This is a genomic window from Allobosea sp. 2KB_26, from assembly GCF_052115715.1.
Lineage (GTDB): Bacteria > Pseudomonadota > Alphaproteobacteria > Rhizobiales > Beijerinckiaceae > Allobosea.
In genome coordinates, this window is record NZ_JBFRHE010000002.1 from 117,108 (window position 1) to 136,111 (window position 19,004).

At 66.0% G+C, this 19,004-nt stretch carries 16 protein-coding genes; 9 read left to right on the top strand and 7 right to left on the bottom strand.

Translation table 11 applies throughout. The features are described 5' to 3' along the window. Window positions 1–1,054 precede the first annotated feature (1,054 nt). Entirely contained in the window at window positions 1,055–2,077 is a 1,023-nt protein-coding gene (locus AB4099_RS08800; RefSeq protein ID WP_113518857.1) for an amino acid ABC transporter substrate-binding protein, read from the bottom strand. Between the two features lie 143 nt (window positions 2,078–2,220). Next, window positions 2,221–3,201: a N(4)-(beta-N-acetylglucosaminyl)-L-asparaginase gene (locus tag AB4099_RS08805; protein ID WP_441477778.1), complete on the bottom strand. Its 981-nt coding sequence runs from the start codon at window positions 3,199–3,201 to the stop codon at window positions 2,221–2,223. A gap of 236 nt (window positions 3,202–3,437) precedes the next feature. Here AB4099_RS08805 and AB4099_RS08810 point away from each other — a divergent pair, with 236 nt between their 5' ends. Next, window positions 3,438–4,133, top strand: a complete 696-nt coding sequence (locus AB4099_RS08810; RefSeq protein WP_441477779.1) for a GntR family transcriptional regulator — start codon at window positions 3,438–3,440, stop codon at window positions 4,131–4,133. 18 nt (window positions 4,134–4,151) lie between these two features. Here the strand turns inward: AB4099_RS08810 and AB4099_RS08815 are convergent, their stop codons facing one another. Together AB4099_RS08815 and AB4099_RS08820 are read right to left on the bottom strand one after the other, a co-directional pair. Continuing rightward, the gene (locus AB4099_RS08815) at window positions 4,152–5,162 is read right to left on the bottom strand and encodes a hypothetical protein (protein ID WP_441477780.1); all 1,011 of its coding nucleotides are present in this window, start codon (window positions 5,160–5,162) and stop codon (window positions 4,152–4,154) included. A gap of 47 nt (window positions 5,163–5,209) precedes the next feature. After that, window positions 5,210–6,211: an extracellular solute-binding protein gene (locus tag AB4099_RS08820; RefSeq protein WP_441477781.1), complete on the bottom strand. Its 1,002-nt coding sequence runs from the start codon at window positions 6,209–6,211 to the stop codon at window positions 5,210–5,212. Between the two features lie 110 nt (window positions 6,212–6,321). Between AB4099_RS08820 and AB4099_RS08825 the strand changes: the two genes are divergently transcribed. Next, on the top strand, window positions 6,322–7,383 hold the full coding sequence (locus tag AB4099_RS08825) for an ABC transporter ATP-binding protein (RefSeq protein WP_441477782.1): 1,062 nt from the start codon (window positions 6,322–6,324) through the stop codon (window positions 7,381–7,383). Further along, on the top strand, window positions 7,380–9,053 hold the full coding sequence (locus AB4099_RS08830; protein WP_441477783.1) for an ABC transporter permease: 1,674 nt from the start codon (window positions 7,380–7,382) through the stop codon (window positions 9,051–9,053). The genes AB4099_RS08825 and AB4099_RS08830 overlap by 4 nt, the downstream gene beginning before the upstream one ends. A gap of 115 nt (window positions 9,054–9,168) precedes the next feature. Here AB4099_RS08830 and AB4099_RS08835 read toward each other — a convergent pair whose 3' ends face one another. Beyond that, window positions 9,169–10,245 carry a CapA family protein gene (locus AB4099_RS08835; RefSeq protein ID WP_441477784.1) on the bottom strand — a complete coding sequence of 359 codons (1,077 nt, stop codon included), beginning with the start codon at window positions 10,243–10,245 and terminating at the stop codon, window positions 9,169–9,171. Window positions 10,246–10,478: 233 nt separating this feature from the next. Between AB4099_RS08835 and AB4099_RS08840 the strand changes: the two genes are divergently transcribed. Further along, the gene (locus AB4099_RS08840; RefSeq protein ID WP_441477785.1) at window positions 10,479–11,807 is read left to right on the top strand and encodes an MFS transporter; all 1,329 of its coding nucleotides are present in this window, start codon (window positions 10,479–10,481) and stop codon (window positions 11,805–11,807) included. 88 nt (window positions 11,808–11,895) lie between these two features. Beyond that, complete coding sequence (locus tag AB4099_RS08845) at window positions 11,896–12,603, top strand: GntR family transcriptional regulator (RefSeq protein WP_441477786.1); 708 nt, start codon at window positions 11,896–11,898, stop codon at window positions 12,601–12,603. A 105-nt stretch (window positions 12,604–12,708) separates the two neighbouring features. Here the strand turns inward: AB4099_RS08845 and AB4099_RS08850 are convergent, their stop codons facing one another. Both AB4099_RS08850 and AB4099_RS08855 read right to left on the bottom strand, forming a co-directional pair. Then, window positions 12,709–14,085, bottom strand: coding sequence for a S1C family serine protease (locus AB4099_RS08850; protein ID WP_441477787.1), 1,377 nt, complete (start codon window positions 14,083–14,085; stop codon window positions 12,709–12,711). Between the two features lie 317 nt (window positions 14,086–14,402). After that, complete coding sequence (locus AB4099_RS08855) at window positions 14,403–15,569, bottom strand: GGDEF domain-containing protein (RefSeq protein ID WP_441477788.1); 1,167 nt, start codon at window positions 15,567–15,569, stop codon at window positions 14,403–14,405. 353 nt (window positions 15,570–15,922) lie between these two features. Here AB4099_RS08855 and AB4099_RS08860 point away from each other — a divergent pair, with 353 nt between their 5' ends. The 4 genes from AB4099_RS08860 (at window position 15,923) to AB4099_RS08875 (ending at window position 18,997) form a co-directional block, all read left to right on the top strand. Further along, entirely contained in the window at window positions 15,923–16,420 is a 498-nt protein-coding gene (locus tag AB4099_RS08860) for an RNA polymerase sigma factor (protein WP_441478057.1), read from the top strand. A 1-nt stretch (window position 16,421) separates the two neighbouring features. After that, window positions 16,422–17,219 (top strand): anti-sigma factor family protein, encoded by a 798-nt coding sequence (locus AB4099_RS08865; protein WP_441477789.1) that lies wholly within the window; start codon window positions 16,422–16,424, stop codon window positions 17,217–17,219. Window positions 17,220–17,318: 99 nt separating this feature from the next. After that, window positions 17,319–18,647 carry a sulfite oxidase gene (locus tag AB4099_RS08870; RefSeq protein ID WP_441477790.1) on the top strand — a complete coding sequence of 443 codons (1,329 nt, stop codon included), beginning with the start codon at window positions 17,319–17,321 and terminating at the stop codon, window positions 18,645–18,647. Window positions 18,648–18,649: 2 nt separating this feature from the next. Next, a complete protein-coding gene (locus tag AB4099_RS08875) occupies window positions 18,650–18,997 on the top strand; it encodes a hypothetical protein (RefSeq protein ID WP_113518841.1) in 348 nt (115 codons plus the stop codon). Window positions 18,998–19,004 lie beyond the last annotated feature (7 nt).

The following is a 19,004-nucleotide window of genomic DNA, read 5'->3' on the forward strand; positions in this document are numbered from 1 at the left end:
GGGGATTCGTTGATTCCGATAGTCCGGAGTGGCCGGCCTCGCCGCGACGATTCGATCAGCCCGGGGAATCGGCCCTGTGGAAGGCAGTGCAAGGTGAGGGCTCCAGGCGCAGGCGATGGCCCCAGGAACCGCAGCCTGACCAGGTGCGCCGGTGTAGACGGGCGCGACCTTGGCACCCTTTATCCAGGGGTCTGGATGTGGCCGTGCGTCGAATGTCCTGCAGGCGTGGGAAGCGGACGCTAGTGTCGGTTTGCGCTCCAAATGGTGGCGGTTTTCCCGATTGGAGATAACCCGCGGGAATTCCGAACCTCACTGATGCGTGAGTAGCCGGACACCCGAAACGGGTGTCAACGTAACAGTGCCACCGCAGGTCTTGCGAGCCTGCTGCCGGCATGGTGCCCGAAGACGCACCACAGAACGAAGCTTCGGCGCCGGCATTGCCCGTCAATGCAGGCGCCCGCCCACAGGAGGCGACTACGACGTTTCTCATGACGCGATAGGGAGCAAACCGCCATGAAGCCAATTGTCACTGCCAGCCGCTGCGCCACGACCCTCACCCTTGCGCTGGGCACATCGCTCCTTGCGACGATGGCATTTGCGCAGGAGGGGCCCTACGGACAATGCAGTGTGCCGAGGCCAAAGCCCTGGTCCAATCGAAGGGCTCCGCGATTCTCAACTCGGGTCCCAACATCTTCAATCGGTACGTCAAGGATTCCGCGTTCTGCGCGGAGGACATGTATCTCACACCCGCCTGGGTCAGGACCCAGAATTCGAGATCGTGCTTTGTCGGTTACACATGCGCCGACAATCGTGATGACTAGAACTCCTGAGTGGAGCGGCGTTCCGGTCCTATCCTCATGCTGTCTGGCCACTGGACAATGGTGCGAGTGATCCCGCTACAGCCGGTCCTGTCGCCGCGCCGGGCGATTGGCGCCAGCCGAGAAGGGCACACGGGCGAAAGAAAGCGGCGCCGCGGGTGACCCGCGACGCCGCTTTCAGCGACCGACCAAGACTTAAATCCAGGGAGCTTGCGGCGTTTCCTGGATCGCCCGGGTCAGCGCACTGGCGGTGCGAACTGGATGCCGCCCTTGGACCAGAGATTGTTCAGGCCGCGCGGCAGGCCGATGCGACTGCCGGTGCCGAGATTGCGCTCGTAGCTTTCGCCGTAATTGCCGACATGCCGGATGATCCGGGCGATCCAGTCGGGCGTCAGGCCAAGGCCCACGCCGAATTTGCCTTCGACGCCGAGCAGCCGGCGGATCTCGGGATTCTCCGATTTCAGCATCTCGGCGAGATTGGCCTGGGTGACACCGAGCTCCTCGGCATTGATCAGCGCAAAGACCGTCCAGCGCACGATGTCGAACCATTCATCGTCGCCCTGGCGGACATAGGGGCCGATCGGCTCCTTCGAGATCACATCGGGGAGCAGGACATGCTCGGCCGGGTCCGACATTTTCAGGCGATAGGAGACGAGCTGCGAGATATCGGTCGAGATTGCGTCGCAGCGACCGCTCTCATAGGCCTTCACCGTCTCGTCGATGCCCTGGAAGGCGACGACCTCGTATTTCATCTTGTTGACGCGGAAATAGTCCGCGAGATTCAGCTCGTTGGTCGTGCCCTGCACGGTGCAGATCGAGGCGCCGTCCAATTCCTTCACCGACTTGAGCCCGGCCTTGGCCCGAACCTGGAAGCCCTGGCCGTCATAATAGTTCACGGCGGTGAAGTTCAGGCCCTGGCCGGCGTCGCGGCTCAGCGTCCAGGTCGTGGTCCGCGGCAGGACGTCGATCTCGCCGCTCTGCAGGGCGGTCAGCCGGTCCTTGCTGGCCAGCGGCACGAACTTGATCTTCGAGGGGTCGTCGAAGATCGCGGCCGCGAGCGCCCGGCAGATATCGACATCGAGCCCGCTCCAGCTGCCCTGCGCATCGGCCATGCTGAAGCCGGCAATGCCGGTGCTGGTGCCGCAGATCAACTGCCCGCGCTGCTTGACGCGGTCGAGCGTGCCCTCGGCACGGGCGGCGGTGCCGGCGAGCAGCAGGCCGGCCAGCGCTGACAGGATGATTTTTCCGGAATGGGCCATGGTCACTCTCCCTGATGATCGATGGAACTAAGGCACTGGCCCGAAAAGTGGATTGCGGTTTTCGGGGCAAAGCCGATGCAAACACAAAGGGTCAGATCAACGGACCGGATGCGATCTCCGGTCCGATGATCCAGGGCGGAAGGTCAGAGGCCCATCTGCTCGTAGCGGCGATGGGCGGTCGGCTTGGGGGCGGGCTCCTCGCTGATCGTGATGATCTCGCAAGGGTGGCTCGAGGGCGCCGCCTCGCCGCTGCGCCAGAGCCAGTAATGGTTTTCCGGCAGGCCGTTTACGGCTACGACCTTGTGGCCGCCCGCCGCATCGATGGCATGGATCGTCACCCGGCCGATCAGCCCGCCCTTCAGGGCGCGCATGTCTGAGACGGCCTCATAGACCGCCTCTTCGACGCTCATGCCCATCTTCATGTAGAGCACGACGGCGCGCGAGGTGCCGGCCCGGATGCTCATTTCGCCGACCCCGGTGCAGGCGCAGGCGCCGTAGCGCGTATCGGCATAGGAGCCCGCGCCGATGATCGGACTGTCGCCGAGACGCCCCGGATATTTCCAGCCCCAGCCCGAGGTGCTGGTGCCGGCGCCGATATGGCGCTCGCTGTCCTGGGCCAGGAAAACGGTGGTGTCGCGGCCGGTCTCGGGGTCGATCGCCTGGGCGCAGAGCTCCGCCATCGGCACATCCGGCCAGTTCGCGCGGTCGGCCTCGCTGACCTCGTCCCGGAACCAGCGCTCCCAGGCGGTCCGGGCATGCGGCATCAGAAGCTCGCCGGTCTCGGCCCCGATCTCGGCGGCGAAACGCCTTGCCCCTTCGCCGACCAGCAGTTCGTGCGGCAGCCGCTCGAGCACCTGGCGGGCAATGCTGACCGGATGCAGATGGCCGGTGAGCGCGCCCACGGCGCCACTCCGCAGGCTCGTTCCGTCCATCACCGAGGCATCGAGCTCGACCTCGCCGAGAAGATTGGGCCAGCCGCCGCGGCCGACGGTGCGGACGCTCTCGCTGGCTTCGACCAGCCGGATCCCCGCCTCGATCGCGTCGAGCGCCGCTTCGCCGGCAGCCAGGCCTCGGGCCGTCGCGGGAATGCCGCAGGCCCCTTCATTGTTGCAGATCGCGATCACGGGTGTTTTCAGCCAAATTGGATATTGGATCCAATTTTCATTACGATGCTGCCCGACCCAACGCAAGAGGGTGCGAAACGGCGCGAGATGCCGTTTGTGGACGCCGCTGAACGCGCGCCAGGATTGGATACAAATGCTGTTATCCTGCCTTGAGATCACCGCCTGGATTGAAAAGAACCGCGCTTCAGGGCAGGGATTGGGGCCAGGCGCCAGAGCAGGAGAAGCGTGAGCAGGCGATGACGGCTTCCATCCTGTCGAACAATCCTCCGGCGCTTCAGCGCAAGACGACGACCGCGCGGGTCGTCGACCTGCTGCGCGACCAGATCCTCTCCGGCGCCTTGCCCGAGGGCATCCAGCTGCGTCAGGAAAAACTGGCGGCCGAGCTTGGCGTCAGTCGCGTTCCGGTCCGCGAAGCCCTGCACCAGCTCGAGGCCGAGGGCCTGGTCAGGCAGGAATCCCACAAGGGCGCCGTCGTCTCAGGCCTGTCGATCGACGATCTCGAGGAAACCTACGAGATCCGCGCCCGGCTCGAGACCTGGCTTCTCGAACTCTCGATGCCGCTGATGACGGCGCAGCACTACCAAAGGGCCGAAGAGATCCTGGCGCAGATCGCGGAAGATCAGCAGGACGAGAATTGGTCGAGCCTGAACTGGGCGTTTCATGCCGCGCTCTATGCGCCGGCGAACCGCCCGCAGACGCTGGCGCTGATCCGAAAACTCTATCTGAACGCCTATCGCCATTTCCCGCTGCCGATCCGGCTGACGGGCGGGCGGGAGCGCATGAACCGCGAGCACCAGCTCCTGCTCGATCTCTGCAGAGCGGGCGATATCGAGCGCGCCAAGGACCATCTGGAGCAGCATATCCTGATGGGCGCCCGCCACCTGATCAGCCGGCTGAAGGCGCTCAGGCGGCGCGAGGGCGCGTCCGAATAGGGCGCGCACCGCCCCCGTTCAACGATCGAACGCGATGCCGAGATAGGTCCGGTCGTCGGTCCAGCCATCGGGGCCGGAGCCCTTCACGCTGGCATGGGGGCCGATCTTGTCGGGGTCGATGCGCTCGACCTCGGCGAAGCTCGCCTCCCAGGCCGCGACGCCAAAGGCCTCGGGCTCGGCGAAATAGCCGTCGCTGAACAATTCGAGCCGCGAGACCTCGTCTGCGGCATAGTCGGCGGTGAAGACATGCCGCTCGGCGATGGCGAAACCGTCAAGCACGCCATAGCCGAGATCGCTGGTCGGATGATTGGCGAAGACGCGCTGGCCGCTGATGCCGCTGTCGAGCAGCCGCTCGATCTCGGTGCGCGCGATCGTCGGCATCTCCTCGCTGCAAAGATGCAGCACATGGGCCCTGACTTCGGCGCTAGCCTCGGCGCTCAGGCCTGCCGGCGGCACGCGCAAGCCGTTCCAGACGGCATCGTCCGAGATCGCACGCTGGTGCAGGGGATCGGCCCGCATCCGGCCGAGATAGGCCCAGCATTCCCGCCGGATCAGCGCGGTCACGCGGTCGAGGGGCTTGGCCTCGACATGGCGGACCGTGCCGAGTGTTTTTCCGCTCAGCCGGATGCCGGAATCGCCGATCGAGACCAGCTGCAGGGCCGAGCCGTCATGATAACCCAGCGCCAGAGTGCAGCCGATCCGCGTTGTCGCATCGGTTTCCACCCGTTCCGACATTCCATGCGCCGCATAGCCATCGCGCAGCGTGTCGCTGAGCGCCAGGACCAGCCGGCGCACGCGCGCATCGCCGCCGCGAACGCTCAGGTCCTCGCTGAGGAGGAAACGCGCGACTTCGGTCGCGACCCGGGCCGAGGCGAAGCGCCCGGCCCGCATCGTACCGAAGCGGCGCCCGCTGCGGTCGGTCACGCCATCGATCACGGCATAGCCGCGGCCGGGCAGGATGACGACGCTGTCTTCGTTCTCTTCAGGCGTCGCGAAGCGCTTGCCGAGGCTGAAACACTCAATCTGCATGGGCGATTATCGGCGCGAGGCGGCTTCGAGCCGCCCCGTTCAGGCCATTACTGGCCGGTCGCCTGCCTCCACTTCTCGAGCATCGCCTTGGTGCCGCCGAGCTCGTCGACGGATTTGAGCTTGACCAGCGTCAGCTCGGCCAGCGGCTTCACATCGCCAGGCGCGGCGACATCTCCACGGACCGAACGGCGGCCGGCTTCCTTCACCAGCGCTTCCTGCGTCTTCTTCGACAGGGCCCAGTCGATGAAGCGCTTCGCCGGTTCGGGATTGGGTGCGCCCTTCACCAGCGCCACGCCGTCAGGCGAGGTCGTCGTGCCGTCCTCTACATAGGCGATCTTCACCGGCGCGCCGCCGGCGACATATTCCAGCGCATTGTCCTCGAGCGTCAGGCCGAGCGGCGCCTCGCCATCGGCGACATAGCGCGGCACGGCGCCGGAGCTGTCGGAGAAGATGAAGTTCTTGGCGAGCTTGCCATAGACCTCCCAGCCCTTGTCGCCGCCGGCGGTCAGCACGGTCGTCATCTGCTGGAAGGCCGAGCCGGAATTGTCGGCACGGGCCGAGGCGAGCTTGCCCTTCCATTTCGGATCGGACAGCTCGGCCCAGGTCTTGGGGATCTCGGCGTCCTTGACCATCTTGTTGTTGACCATGAGCACGTAGATCACGGTCGTATAGGGCGTCCAGGCCGGGCTCGCGACGAAGCGCGCGTCGATCGCCGCCTGGTCCTTGGGCGTGTAGGGCGCCAGAAGATCGGCGTTTTCGGTCAGGAGCGAGCCGGTGACGCTCCAGATCACATCCGCCTTGGGCGCAGCCGCCTCGGCGCGGGTGCGCCGGAAGACATCGCCGGAACCGAGCTGCACGACCTCGGCCTTGATGCCGGTCTCGGCCTCGAAGAGCGGGATCATCTTCTGCACGATCGAGGATTTATGCGCGGTGTAGAGCACGACCTTGTTGTCGGCTGCGGAGGCTCCGCCGGCCACGCTAAGCAGCCCGGCCGTCAGCACGAAATGCCCGATCCAGGTCCTGCGCGACAAGTTTCCGCTCGCTGTCATGACTCATCCCCATCCCTGTCACACCGATCTGCGCCGGCGAAGTTTCTGCATCTTGCCGTCCAATCGCGGCCATGCGCAACTAGGGACAAAAGCGGGGGTGCTTTGCCGGCATGGCGTATCTGACTGTCGACGGCGCGATCAAGCGCTATGGGGCCACGACAGCCCTGAACGGCGTGTCCTTCTCGGTCGCGAAGGGCGAGTTCTTCACGCTGCTCGGCCCATCCGGCTGCGGCAAGACCACCTTGCTGCGCTCGATCGCGGGCTTTTCGCAGCTCACCGAGGGCAGGGTGGACCTCGCCGGCCACGACCTGCTTTCGGTGCCGCCGCATAAGCGCGACATCGGCATGGTCTTCCAGGATTATGCGATCTTCCCGCATCTGACGGTCGCCGAGAACGTCGCCTTCGGGCTGAAAGCCCGCAAGGTCGCGACGTCCGAGATCCGCGCGCGCGTCGCCGAGGCGCTGGCCACCGTCCGGCTGGCGGCGCTGGCCGAACGTCTGCCCGCCGCGCTGTCGGGCGGCCAGCAGCAGCGCATCGGCATCGCCCGGGCGATGGTGGTGAAGCCGCGCCTGCTGCTGATGGACGAGCCGCTCTCCAATCTCGACGCCAAGCTCAGGCTCGACCTGCGCGACGAGATCCGCGCCATCCAGCGTACCATCGGCATCGCCGCGATCTATGTGACGCATGACCAGGAGGAGGCGCTCGCCATTTCCGACCGGATCTGCGTGATGGATCATGGCTGCGTCGAGCAGATCGGCACGCCGCAGCAGATTTACGGCCAGCCGGCGACGCGCTTCGTCGCCTCGTTCGTCGGGACGATGAACCTGCTGGCGCCCGCAGCCTTCGGCCTGCCCGAGGTGAAGGGCGTAGCGCAATGGGCGCTGCGGCCGGAACGCCTGCGCCTCGCCGAGGCAGGGGCAGGGGCAGGCGAACGGGGAGCCGGGAACGGCGCCGCCAGCATTGCCGGAACGGTCGAGCATTTCAGCTATCTCGGCCGTGAGGCCCATCTCACGGTGCAGGCGCAGGGGCACCGGCTCGTCGCACAGATCGGTGCGCCGCCGCCCGATCTCGCGATCGAGGCCGGCCGGCAGATCCGGTTGAGCTTCGACCCGGCCGATCTCCATGGCTTCGACGCTAAGGGACGGCGTGTCCAGGCGGAGCTTACGGCATGAGCGCCATCGCCGTCGGGGCCACGCGCCGCAGCTGGCGCCCGGATTTCTGGACGCTGGTCGCGGTCGGGGCCTGGGCGATCCTGATCGTGCTCCTGCTGATCCCGCTCGGCCTCGTCCTGATCTCCAGCTTCCGCGACGAGAGTGGGGTGCTGACGCTCGCCAACTGGCAAAGGCTGTTCGGCAGCACGCGCTATTTCAACGCCTTCATCAATACGCTGATCGTCGGCTTCGGTGGCTTGGCCGGTGCACTACTGCTCGGCTCGGTCATGGCCTTCTGCATGGCGCGCATCGAGATTGCGGGCGGCCGCTTCGTCTCGATGCTGGCGATCCTGGCGCTGGTTTCGCCGCCCTTCATCGGCGCCTATTCCTGGATCGTGCTGTTCGGCTCGGGCGGCCTCGTGCGCCAGACGCTGATGTCCTGGGGCATCTTCATGCCGCCGATCTACGGCGTCTGGGGCATCCTCATCGTCTTCGCCTTCAAGTTCTATCCTTATGTGTATCTGCTGACCTCTGGCGCGCTCGCCAATGTCAACCGCTCGCTGGAGGAGGCGGCCGAAAATCTCGGGCTGACGCCGTTCCAGCGCGTGCTGCAGATCTCGTTCCCGCTGGTCCTGCCGGCGCTCTCGGCCGGCGGGCTCTTGGCGCTGATCCACGCCATCGCCGATTTCGGCACGCCGCGGCTGCTCGGGCGCGGCTTCAATGTGCTGGCGACCGAGGCCTATACCGCCTATTCCGCCGAGATCGGCTCCAATCTCGGCATGGCGACCACGCTCAGCCTGGCGCTGATCCTGATGTCGATGGTCTTCGTCTTCATCCAGCGCTTCATGTCGCGCAAGAACGTCTATCACAGCAGCCTGATCAACCGGCCCGAGAAGATCAGGCTGCGCGGCTTTGCCAATGTCGCGGCCCATGTTGCGGTCTATGTCATCGCGCTCGGCGGTGCGATGCCGGCGATCATCGCGGCGATCTATTCGGTCAGGAAGACGAATGGGCCGGTGTTCCAGCCGGGTTTCGGCCTCGACAGCTACCGCCGCATCATCGCCACGCTCGGCGATGTCGTGATGAATTCACTGATGTTCTCCGGTGCTTCCGTGCTGCTGATCGTGGTCATCGGCACCCTGATCGGCTGCCTGGTGGCCAGGCGCAACACCGCCCAGACCTCGCTGCTCGATGCCACCCTGATGGTGCCCTATGTCATGCCCGGCATCGTCGTCGGCGTCGCCTTCATCGCCGCCTTCAACACGCCGCCGCTGGTGATGACCGGCACGGCGGCGATCATCATCCTCTCCGTCTTCATCCGGCGCTTGCCCTATGCGGTGCGCTCCTCGGCCGCCGCGCTGCGCCAGGTCGGGCCGAGTATGGAGGAGGCGGCGATCTCGCTCGGCTACAGCCCGGTCCAGGCCTTTTTGCGCGTCACCATCCCGCTGATCCTGCCCGGCATCATCGCCGGCGCGATGCTCTCCTTCGTCACGGCGGTGAACGAACTCTCGTCGTCGCTCGTGCTCTATGTCGGCGGCACCATCACGATGCCGGTCAAGATCTACATCGCGATCAATGACGGCGATTACGGCACGGCCGCCTCGCTCTCGACGATCCTGCTCGTGCTCAGCGCCGGCGCGATCTATCTCGCCTTCCGCCTGCTCGGCCGCGATGAGCGCGCGTTGCTGTAAGCATCGGCCCGAAAAGTGGATTCCGGTTTTCGGGAAGGCCGATGCCAACACAGAAGCCCAGATCATCGACCGGATACGATCCGGTCGGTGATCCGGGCGCGCGCTCCCGGGGGCGTCACCCGGTGAAGCGGGTGGTCAGGTTCAGGCTCTCGATCTCGCTTTCCGTACCCATGCCGCGGGAGAGCCGCTCGAACCGCTCGAGCACGGGCAGGGCGCGGGCCGGGTCCTGGATCAGCACTGGCATCCCGCTTCTGTTGCACTCGGTCGCGCGGAACGCGATCGTCTCGACGCCGCCGGTGCCGATGCCGATGCGGCAGACCATCGACCACGGGTCGATCTGCGAGAAGATCGCCTTCTGGTCGGGGGTGGCATTGTCCCAGTCCTGCTGGGCGATGTGGTTGCCGAGGCTGTAGAGGATCGGCTTGCCCCGATAGGTCTCGACGCCCGCGGGGCTGTGGGCGTGGTTGCCGAGCACCATGTCGGCGCCGGCATCGATCAGGGCCTGTCCCAACGCGCGCTGATACTCGGCCAGCGGATCGCCGCGGCCATAGCCCCAGTGCACGCTGACGATCAGCACGTCGACATGGGGCCGCAGGCTGGCGATCTGCCCGCGTAGCCGTTCCAGATCGCTCTCGCGCACCCGGCTGCGCATCCGCATCGGTGCGCCGGGCTCGGTCGCGAGCAGGACCGGGTGGATTTCCGGCCATTGCTCGATCGCGAGCGGCGCGATGCCCGGCCGCGTCTCCGTCGCCGCATAATCCGGAGGCAGCAGGCAGGAGACCGCGATGGTCCCTAACCGGCAGCCATTGATCACGCGCTGGTCCGGTACGAGCGAGGCGGCAAGATCCTTGCCGCCGCCGACGGTGTCGACGCCGGCCGCATGCAGGTGGTCGAGCGTCTCCAGGAAGGCGTGGGGCCCGAAATCGCAGGTGTGATTGGTCGCGACCGTCATCAGCCCGAACCCGGCCCGGCCGAGATCGGCGGCCACCGTCGGGTCGACGAGATAGGCGATCGGCGCATCGCTCCGGTAGCCCTGGCGGGCGAACTGCACCTCGCAGGAGCCCCAGACCAGATCGCTCTCTCGGAGATAGGCCAGCGTCTCGCCATAGCCCTCATCGATCAGCGCATCGCCGGCGTAAAGCCGCTCGCGGACCACGATATCTCCGGCAGCGCCGAGCGTCATAATGGACATGGTTATCCCTTAGATATTTTGTTGATGTTTCAATTACTGCTCGCAGTTTGTGCCGGCGGTCAAGAGGCCAGTGCTGGGATAGCAGGGCAGGGAGCGTTCAACCGATCGGAGCCGCCATGGCCTTAGTCGTGCCTGTTGACAGGCTCGTTTCGTTTATGATGTGTTATTGATGCATCACAAATCGAGCCACGACTTCGCTCATGCTGGTCGAAGGCCGCCGAGGGGATTCTGACATGACCGACACATCGCTACCGGGCGCGGCCGCCCGCGCGACCGCGACACTGCTCGACACCGCCTATCGCCGGATCTTCTGGCGCCTGATCCCGATCCTGATGGTTCTCTGGGTGCTGGCCTGGGTCGACCGCGTCAATATCAGCTTCGCCAAGCTGCAGATGGCCGACGAGCTGCGTTTCTCCGAGGCCGTCTATGGGCTCGGCGCCGGCATCTTCTATATCGGCTATCTCCTGTTCGAAGTGCCGAGCAACCTGCTGCTGCAGCGCATCGGCGCGCGCAAGACCATCGCCCGTATCGCCATCGGCTGGGGCACGATCTGCGCGCTGATGTCCTTTGCGACGACGCCGACCACCTTCTATGTCCTGCGCTTCCTGCTCGGCGCCTTCGAGGCCGGCTTCTTCCCGGGCGTCATCCTGTTCCTGACGCAATGGTTCCCGAGCGAGCGCCGGGCCAAGGTTTTTGGCATCTTCATGTCGTCGGTCGCCCTGTCGGGCGTCATCGGCGGTCCGCTTGCTGGGCAGATCATGACCGGGATGCAGGGCATGGGCGGCCTGTCGGGCTGGCAATGGCTGTTCATCGTCGAGGGCATTCCGACGATCCTGATCGGGCTTTTTGCGCTGGCCTGGCTGACCGACCGACTGGAACAGGCGCATTGGCTCTCGGATGCTGAGCGTAGCGCGGTCCGCGATGATCTCGAGCGCGATGCAAGGGCACTCGGCCCGCGTGAGCACGGCCTCTCGACGGTGCTGCGCGATCCGCGGCTCTGGATCTTCACGCTGGTCTATTTCTGCATCATCGTTGCCAACGCGACCGTCGCCTTCTGGGGTCCGACGATCATGCGCGAGGCCGGCTTCGGTAACGTCGCGACCATTGGCTGGCTGGTCTCGGGCGCCTCACTCGTCGGCTCGGCGGTGATGATCGGCAACGGCCTGATGGCCGACCGGACGGGCCGCCCGTTGCTGCAATGCGTCGGTTCGCTGATCGTCGGCGCGCTCGGCCTGGCCGGCGTCGCTTTCGCCCTGCACGGCTCGCCGCAGATGGTCGTCGTGCTGTTCTCACTCGCCTTGGCGGGTGCCTATGGCGTGATTCCTGTGTTCTGGCAGCTGCCGAACCGGCTCTTCGCCGGTACCGCGGCTGCGGCCGGCATCGCGATCATCAACTCCTTCGGCAATCTCGGCGGCTTCCTCGCCCCCTATGGTCTTGGCCTGCTGAAGGACGCGACCGGCCAGATCGCGCCAGGCCTGATTGCGGTTGCGCTTGTCGAGGCTCTGGCTGCGCTCATCATCCTCATCGTTGTCCAGCGCTTCTTCGCCGGGCGCCGGGCTTGACGGGGCCTGCCGAACCCGCCGACCAATAGGGCAGGGAGCGGTCGCGGCGCATCAGGCGCCGCGACCCTTTTCACGAAGGGCTAAAACCATGCCGGCCAAGGCCGAAGCAGGAACCGATGCCAAGCTCTCGCTGGCCGAGCGTGTCTATCAGGAACTCCGCGCCGCGATCATCTTTGGAGAGATCGCGCAGGGCGCGGTCTTCAACGAATCGGACCTCGTCGCGCGCTTCAAGGTCAGTACCTCGCCCTTGCGCGAGGCTCTGTCGCGGCTGCGGCAGGACGGGCTGGTGCGCGTCATCCCGCGCCGGGGCTACAGCGTCACCGAGCTGTCGCTCCGCGATTTCCACGAGCTGATCCAGATGCGCCTGATCCTCGAATGCGCCGCAGCCGAACTCGCCGCCCCGCGCATCACCGACAGTCATGTCGACATGATGCGCCTGCTATCTTCCGTCGAGCTGCGCATCGGCGACCAGGCGAGCTACCGCGCCTTCATGCGCGCCAACCAGGATTTTCACGAGGCGATCGCCACCATTGCCGACAACACCCGGCTCCTGCGCGGCATCGCCCAGACCATGGACGAGATGCAGCGCCTGCTCTTCGCCGATCTCGGCGCGGCAGGGGACGGCGAAGAGGTCCGCCACGACCATGACGAGATCATCGAGGCGCTGGCGCGCCGGGATGCGTCAGCGGCCCGCGAAGCGGTGGCGCGCCACATCCGGACCTCGCGCGACCGGGTCGTGGGCCGGATGATGCGGCGGCATACGGGATTTGCGGAGAGGTCGGTGTTTGCGGGGTGAGGAGGGAGGCTGATTCGCCGCCAGCTTGGAATCCCTGCCTATGCATCGTCAGCGCAACCGAGGAAGGCCGCCGGCTGCGTGAGACCAGACTTGCCCGGCTTGGGATTACCGACAGGCAATGAAGACGCTGGCCTTCTTCGCTCGTTCCGCAAGGTCGGCAGGATCCAATTTCTCCGCCAACACGCCGACATCGTAGGTGATTTGGTTCGCGTCGAGGAAGCTCGTAGCCAACGACGCCTTCACGGCGAAGTTGACGTTCTGTGGAAGGTCGCCTTGGGACTCAGCCAATTTGATCGCGTCTAGCTTTGCCGTGACCACGCCCACGACATTGCCCGAAGCATCGACGAGCGGGCCACCTGAGTTCCCCGATTGCACCGGGGCAGAGACTTGAAGATACCGGCTGTCATCCCGAAGGCCCGCCAGCGCCGTGACGTTGCCCAGCGTGAAGTTTCCTGTCGTCGCCAGCAGGTCAGTATGTGGAAATCCAAAGGCTGCGATGCCTTCCCCCAACCGGACACTGGCTCGAATGGGGAGTGTGCGCTCCACGGGCCCCGCCACCTTTAACACCGCGAGGTCGTTTATCGCGTCCCGTGCGAGCACCTGAGCGGGACCGGGAGTGCCACCGTCCGGCCGCGCTGTGATGGTCGTGCACTCCTTGATGACATGGGCATTGGTGAGAATGTGCCCAGCCTTCGAGACGAAGAAACCTGAGCCGCTCGATCCGGTTTTCTTTGGCGGTTCGGCGCTGGCCGGAGGCGGTGTTGGTGTCGGAGCCGGAGCCGGGGCAGGGGTCGGGAGGCTAGCGACCTCAGGTTCGCTCTTCTCCCACGGATATCCCCCGCGTTTCACGGTGGGGAACGGCGCTCCCGTCATGGAAGCCCAAAGGGACCCGGAAATGACCGTGACGAGTCGATTTCCGAAGACGGGAGCGTCATCGTCAGACCACGACATATCGAAACCGAGAATGCCCCCGGCATCGGCATGGTAACGGACGTAGCGGCTGTACCTGCCTTGATTCCCCGTAATGACGAAGAAATCGCCCTTCAGGACCTTGAAGTTGATGTGGTCGCCGCTTCGGACCATCTCCCGCAAAGTGACGTCGTAGGCGGTTTTCACGTCTATGGTCGGGTAGGAATTGAACAAAAGCTTGAATCTGTTGCGCGGTTCCTTGATTTCGACGCCGCGCTCGGTCCGAAAGGCGGCAAGGTCGAGCCCTATCGGGACCCAAATTGAGCGGCCGCGGGTTGGATGGGGAACCCAGCGTAACCCCCAGCCCTTCAATACCGAGGAGGCCGACGCAAGCATTTGCCCCACCTGGGCCTCCGTGAGGATGCCATTGGGGGCTTCTCCGCGTGCCCGCTGGAGGTCTTTGGTGGCTTCAAAGAGCCGCCGGGAGAAATTTACGTTGGGCACGGCCGGCCAATGCCCCGCGCTCGTCAGGAATACCTGAAACCAGAGCCGGGTGTTGAGCTCGAGGCTCAAGAAGGCCCGCTCTGCGTCCCTGAAATTGGGGTCATAGGTTTGCGCGGCAGCTGGCCTGAACGCGGCTAGCAGCGCCAACACCAAAGCGATTACTCGCGAACGCATACCCAACCCAGCCCCTCGACGAATTCTAATCTACGGTACGGTTGGGACAGGTTAAGTCAACGCGTGGATCGACATAGCGTTAGTGCGCAGCCGCGCGCCTGGCTCACAAGTGCAACTCGGCCGGACAGGGCGCTGGTCCCGGCGGGCCCACGGATATCGCCGCCCCTGAAAGCGGCTCGCAGTCTCGCCGCCATTCGCCCCTCTACTCGTCATCAAGCCGCCTCGGAAACCCCCTCCGTCCCGGCGATCTGAATGCGGTTCCTCCCAAGTGCTTTTGCCTTGTAGAGCGCGAGGTCGGCGGCCGAGAGCAGTTCGGCGAGGGCGGTTGTGTTCGATGCGGCTTCGGCCAGGCCGATGCTGACCGTGGCCGTGAGCTGCAAGCCATCGCTTCGCGCGGCACGCTCGGCAAATCCCCTGGCGACAGCCTCGCCGATCCGGCTGGCAACCATGCTGTCCTGGCCCGGCAGCAGGATCGCAAACTCTTCCCCGCCCAAGCGGCCGATGACCCCGTCCGTGCCGGCGATGTCCCGCGCCACCGTGGCGAAGAGCTTCAGCACCGCATCGCCGGCGTCATGGCCATAGCGGTCATTGATCGCCTTGAAGTGGTCGAGGTCGAAGGCGAGCAGTGAGACCGGCCGCTGCGTCGCCCCATCCCGCAGCGCCCTGGCGCCCAGTTCGAAAAAGCCCTGGCGGTTGCGCAGCCCGGTGAGGAAATCGGTGCGGGAATCGGCCAGGAGCTGCGCCTGATATTCCTCGCGGATCAGTGCCATCAAGGCCATCGGCATCGCGACCGTGAAGAGCACGGCCTCGTACATCGTGACCTTGGCGAGAACCGGCAGCAGGCTCTCCCCGTAGAAGGCGACGAGCAAGGGCGCGACGGTGCCACGCAGGAGATAGAACACGCCGTGGCCAAAGAAGACGGCGATGGCGACCGGCCGGGAGCGAAGCTCCCTGACCGCGCGGCTGCGCGACAGCGCGATGGCGGTCAGGATGCAGGCAAGCGCGATCGGCAACGAGGCGACATAGGTCCAGACGTGAACCGGGTACGGTTCGCCGGCGATGGCCCAGATCGCGGCGACGACGATGAGCAGCGCGGCCGGCCACGCGATGCTTGCCTTTCCGTCGAGGCAACGGACGCCCTGCAGGACCATCAGGTAGGCCAGGACAAAGAGGATATTGGTGAGCGCCGCGCCGGTCACGCCGGGAAACGCATCGCGCTTCATCGCGAAGACGCAGCCGATGGCGAAGACGACATAGCTCGCGGCCCAGATTCCGAGCGGGACCGCGCGCTCGCCATGCGCCTTTCGCTCCCACAGGGTCATTGCGGTGGCGATCACCAATGTTCCAACAGTCAGATACCAGAAGGTCGGAAGGTCCATGTTCATCGCGTCGTTGGGACCTCAGCCGTGGAGCGTCAGGCGAGGTCGGGAGAATCCTCTACGGCAGCGTCATTCCCTTCATGTGCGAGAAAGGAATTAAGATTCTTTGAGACGGTGCGGCAGCCGTCGCATCAAGGCCGGACTGCACCAGCGGCTCCCTCGCAAGGGCCGGATACGCCGATGTAAACGGTGGCCGAGCGGAGCCCCAGGCGTTCGCCGGTGCCACGCCCTGGCTAATCGCCAGAGCGCCGCGCGCCGGCCGAGTCTTGAGAAGCCCGTGAGCCTCTGCGATAGGATGGGGCCTGAAAGCCATCGCGGAGGGGCTCATCCTGCGTATCGTCGTCGAGCGTGCCCTGCGCCGAAACTGGGACCGCCTGTTCTTCTATGCGCTGCGGCTGAGCGGCAGCCGGGACGCGGCGGCCGATCTGCTGCAATCCTGCGCCATGAAGGCGCTCGACGCATCGCCGCCCGAGGAGGACGAGCGCCTCCGGCCCTGGCTGTTCACGATCCTGCGCAATCTCTGGATCGACGAGCATCGCCGCGGGCAGGCCTCCGTGCTCGCCGCCACCGAGGCGGAAGCGCCCGAGGGCGGGTATTGGCGCCATCATGACAGCCTGATCGCCGAGATCACCGTGCGCCAGGCACTCGAGCGGCTCGATCCGTCGCATCGCGACATCCTCGAACTGATCGATCTCGCCGGGTTTCGCTATGGCGAGGCGGCCGAGATCCTCGGCATTCCCCAGGGAACCGTGATGAGCCGGATCAGCCGGGCGCGGGCAGCGCTGCTGGAGGCGATCGAGGGCGGCAATCTCCGCGTCCTGCCGCTGCGCCGCCGCCAGGCGGGTGGCTGACATGACGAAGCGCGAAACCATCTCCTGGGATCTGCTCAACGCCTATGTCGATGGCGAGCTGGAGCCGGGCGAGGCGGCTAAGGTTGCAGCCGCGATTGCGGCCGATCGCGACACCGCCGCAAAGGTCGCGACGCTGACGCATCTGCGCGCCACCATGCGCGCCGTATCCCCGCAGGAGGAGGCGCCGGCCTTCGCCTTGCCGGCCCCCCCGCCGCCAACGCGACTGAAACCCCGGCCATGGCTGCAGGTGGCGGCCGCGCTGCTCATCGCCTGCGGGCTCGGCGTCGCTTGGTTCGGCCTGTATCGCACGGACCCCGCAGAATCGCCGCTGACCGCGGCGGTTGCCGCGCATCGGCTCTGGCTCGCCCAGGTGCCCGCCGCCCAGGCGCAGCGCCTCGGCGTCGAACTGGCGGGCGCCGATGTCGACGCCCTGCCGGATCTGTCGCTCGCTTCGCTGCGCCTCGTGCATCTCTCGCTCGACCCCGCCGTGCGGCGCGGAGGCGGCGTGCTTGCCGGCTATGTCGGGCCCAACGGCTGTCGCGTCGGCCTGTGGATAGCGCCGATTGACGACAGCCTGCCGGCGCGGCCAGCCGTACAGGATCGCGAGGGTTTTGCGATCCGTGCCTGGCACGGCCACCACGCGAGCTACGCCCTGATCGGGCAGGGCATCGATCCCGCCCGCCTCGACGGCATTGCCGCGCTCGTCGCCAGGCTGACCGAGGATGAACGCAGCATCCCGCGCGAGCAGATCGCGGCGCTGGCCGAGGCGCGCAGCCTCCGGCCTGCTTGCGTCGGCTGACGGTTTTTTCGCTCCGCCAGAATATTTTTCTCGACCTGGAATAAATCGCATCGGCCCGGCGTCGTCTCCAGCGAGGAACATGTCCTCGGGAGAAACACCATGTTGGAAGACGTCCAGGCGCGGGATGCCGCCGCCGAACCGCATCACGATTCAATCCCCGAACGCTCCACCGCCCCACGCGCATCGCGACGCCTCCTGCTCGGCGGCAGCCTGGCAGCGCTCGGCGCCTCGCTCGGCGGCCTGCCGCGGCTCTCGCTCGTATCGCCGGCCGCCGCCCAAGGCGCTCCTGCTGCCGCGCCCGCCGCCGCTCCGCCAAAGGGCCCGCAGCCCTTCGATTATCCGGGCAAGGACAAGGGCCTGGTGCTGCTGGGAGACCGGCCGCTCGTCGCCGAGACGCCGGAAAGCCTGCTCAATGACGACACCACGCCGATCTCAAAGTTCTTCATTCGCAATAACGGCCAGGTCCCCGAGCCGGTGGCGAATGCCGATGCCTGGCAACTCAAGATCGAGGGCGAGGTCGAGAAGCCGCTGACCCTGACGCTGGCCGAGCTGAAATCCCGCTTCGCAGCGCAGACCTTCCGCATGGTGCTGGAATGCGGCGGCAATGGCCGCTCTTTCTACCAGCCGGCCGGACGCGGCAACCAATGGACCAATGGCGGCGCCGGTTGCGCCGAATGGACCGGGGTGCGCCTCGCCGATGTGCTGAAGGCTGCGGGTCTTAAAGCCAGCGCCAAGTTCACCGGCCATTTCGGCGCCGATCCGCACCTCTCTGGCGACACCACCCGCGATGCGATCTCGCGCGGCATGCCGATCGAGAAGGCGCTCGAGCCGCATTCGCTGATCGTCTGGGCGATGAACGGTGAGCCGTTGCCGCATATCCATGGCGGGCCCTTGCGCTTGCTCGTCCCGGGCTGGCCGGCCTCGCTCTCGTCGAAATGGCTGAACCGCATCCTGGTGCGCGCAACCCCGCATGACGGGCAGGGCATGGGCGGCACCTCCTACCGCATCCCGACCGTGCCGCTGATTCCGGGCTCGAATGCCGACGGCAAGACCAATTTTGCAGACATGACCTCGATGCCGGTGCGCTCGATCATCACCGCGCCCGCCAATGGCACGCGCCTGTCGGCGACGACCCGCGAGGTCTCCTTGCGCGGCGCAGCCTGGGCCGGCGATCACGATGTCGCCAAGGTCGAGGTCTCCTTCGATGCCGGCCAGCGCTGGCAGGCGATGACGCTGGCCAAGCCGAAGAACCGGTACGACTGGGTGCGCTGGACCGGGACGGTGACCTTGCCGAGCGAGGGCTATTTCGAGCTCTGGGTCCGCGCCACCGATTCCCGCGGGGTCGCCCAGCCGCATGTCGCGACCAACTGGAACCCGCAGGGCTACGGCTCCAACCCGTTCCACCGCACCGCGATCCTGGTCGGTTGACGATGGCCGCTCTTCACTCGCTCCGGATGGCCGCTCTTGCGGCCGTCCTCCTCGCCCCCGCCGGCAGCTTCGCCCAGGAGGAGACGCCGGAGTCGCTGCCCGATTTCCGCGGCCGCGACGAAACCTTTGGCTACTGCATCGGCTGCCATTCCATGAAGGTCGTCGGCCGCCAGGGCATGGACCGCGTCCGCTGGGACGAAACCCTGAACTGGATGACCGAGAAGCACAGCATGCCGGCACCCGATCCGGAGATGCGCGCGATCCTGCTCGACTATCTCGCCCAGGCCTTCCCGCCAAAGGCGCCGGCCAAGGCCGGCGGCTGGGTCAGCCCCTTTGCGCCCAAACCATAGGACCCCG

Bases quoted from the DNA above. Each gene is read 5' to 3' on its own strand.
- AB4099_RS08800 (WP_113518857.1), bottom strand. From the start codon at position 2,077: ATGGCCCATTCCGGAAAAATCATCCTGTCAGCGCTGGCCGGCCTGCTG.
- AB4099_RS08810 (WP_441477779.1), top strand. From the start codon at position 3,438: ATGACGGCTTCCATCCTGTCGAACAATCCTCCGGCGCTTCAGCGCAAG.
- AB4099_RS08815 (WP_441477780.1), bottom strand. From the start codon at position 5,162: ATGCAGATTGAGTGTTTCAGCCTCGGCAAGCGCTTCGCGACGCCTGAA.
- AB4099_RS08820 (WP_441477781.1), bottom strand. From the start codon at position 6,211: ATGACAGCGAGCGGAAACTTGTCGCGCAGGACCTGGATCGGGCATTTC.
- AB4099_RS08825 (WP_441477782.1), top strand. From the start codon at position 6,322: ATGGCGTATCTGACTGTCGACGGCGCGATCAAGCGCTATGGGGCCACG.
- AB4099_RS08830 (WP_441477783.1), top strand. From the start codon at position 7,380: ATGAGCGCCATCGCCGTCGGGGCCACGCGCCGCAGCTGGCGCCCGGAT.
- AB4099_RS08835 (WP_441477784.1), bottom strand. From the start codon at position 10,245: ATGTCCATTATGACGCTCGGCGCTGCCGGAGATATCGTGGTCCGCGAG.
- AB4099_RS08840 (WP_441477785.1), top strand. From the start codon at position 10,479: ATGACCGACACATCGCTACCGGGCGCGGCCGCCCGCGCGACCGCGACA.
- AB4099_RS08845 (WP_441477786.1), top strand. From the start codon at position 11,896: ATGCCGGCCAAGGCCGAAGCAGGAACCGATGCCAAGCTCTCGCTGGCC.
- AB4099_RS08855 (WP_441477788.1), bottom strand. From the start codon at position 15,569: ATGGACCTTCCGACCTTCTGGTATCTGACTGTTGGAACATTGGTGATC.
- AB4099_RS08865 (WP_441477789.1), top strand. From the start codon at position 16,422: ATGACGAAGCGCGAAACCATCTCCTGGGATCTGCTCAACGCCTATGTC.
- AB4099_RS08870 (WP_441477790.1), top strand. From the start codon at position 17,319: ATGTTGGAAGACGTCCAGGCGCGGGATGCCGCCGCCGAACCGCATCAC.
- AB4099_RS08875 (WP_113518841.1), top strand. From the start codon at position 18,650: ATGGCCGCTCTTCACTCGCTCCGGATGGCCGCTCTTGCGGCCGTCCTC.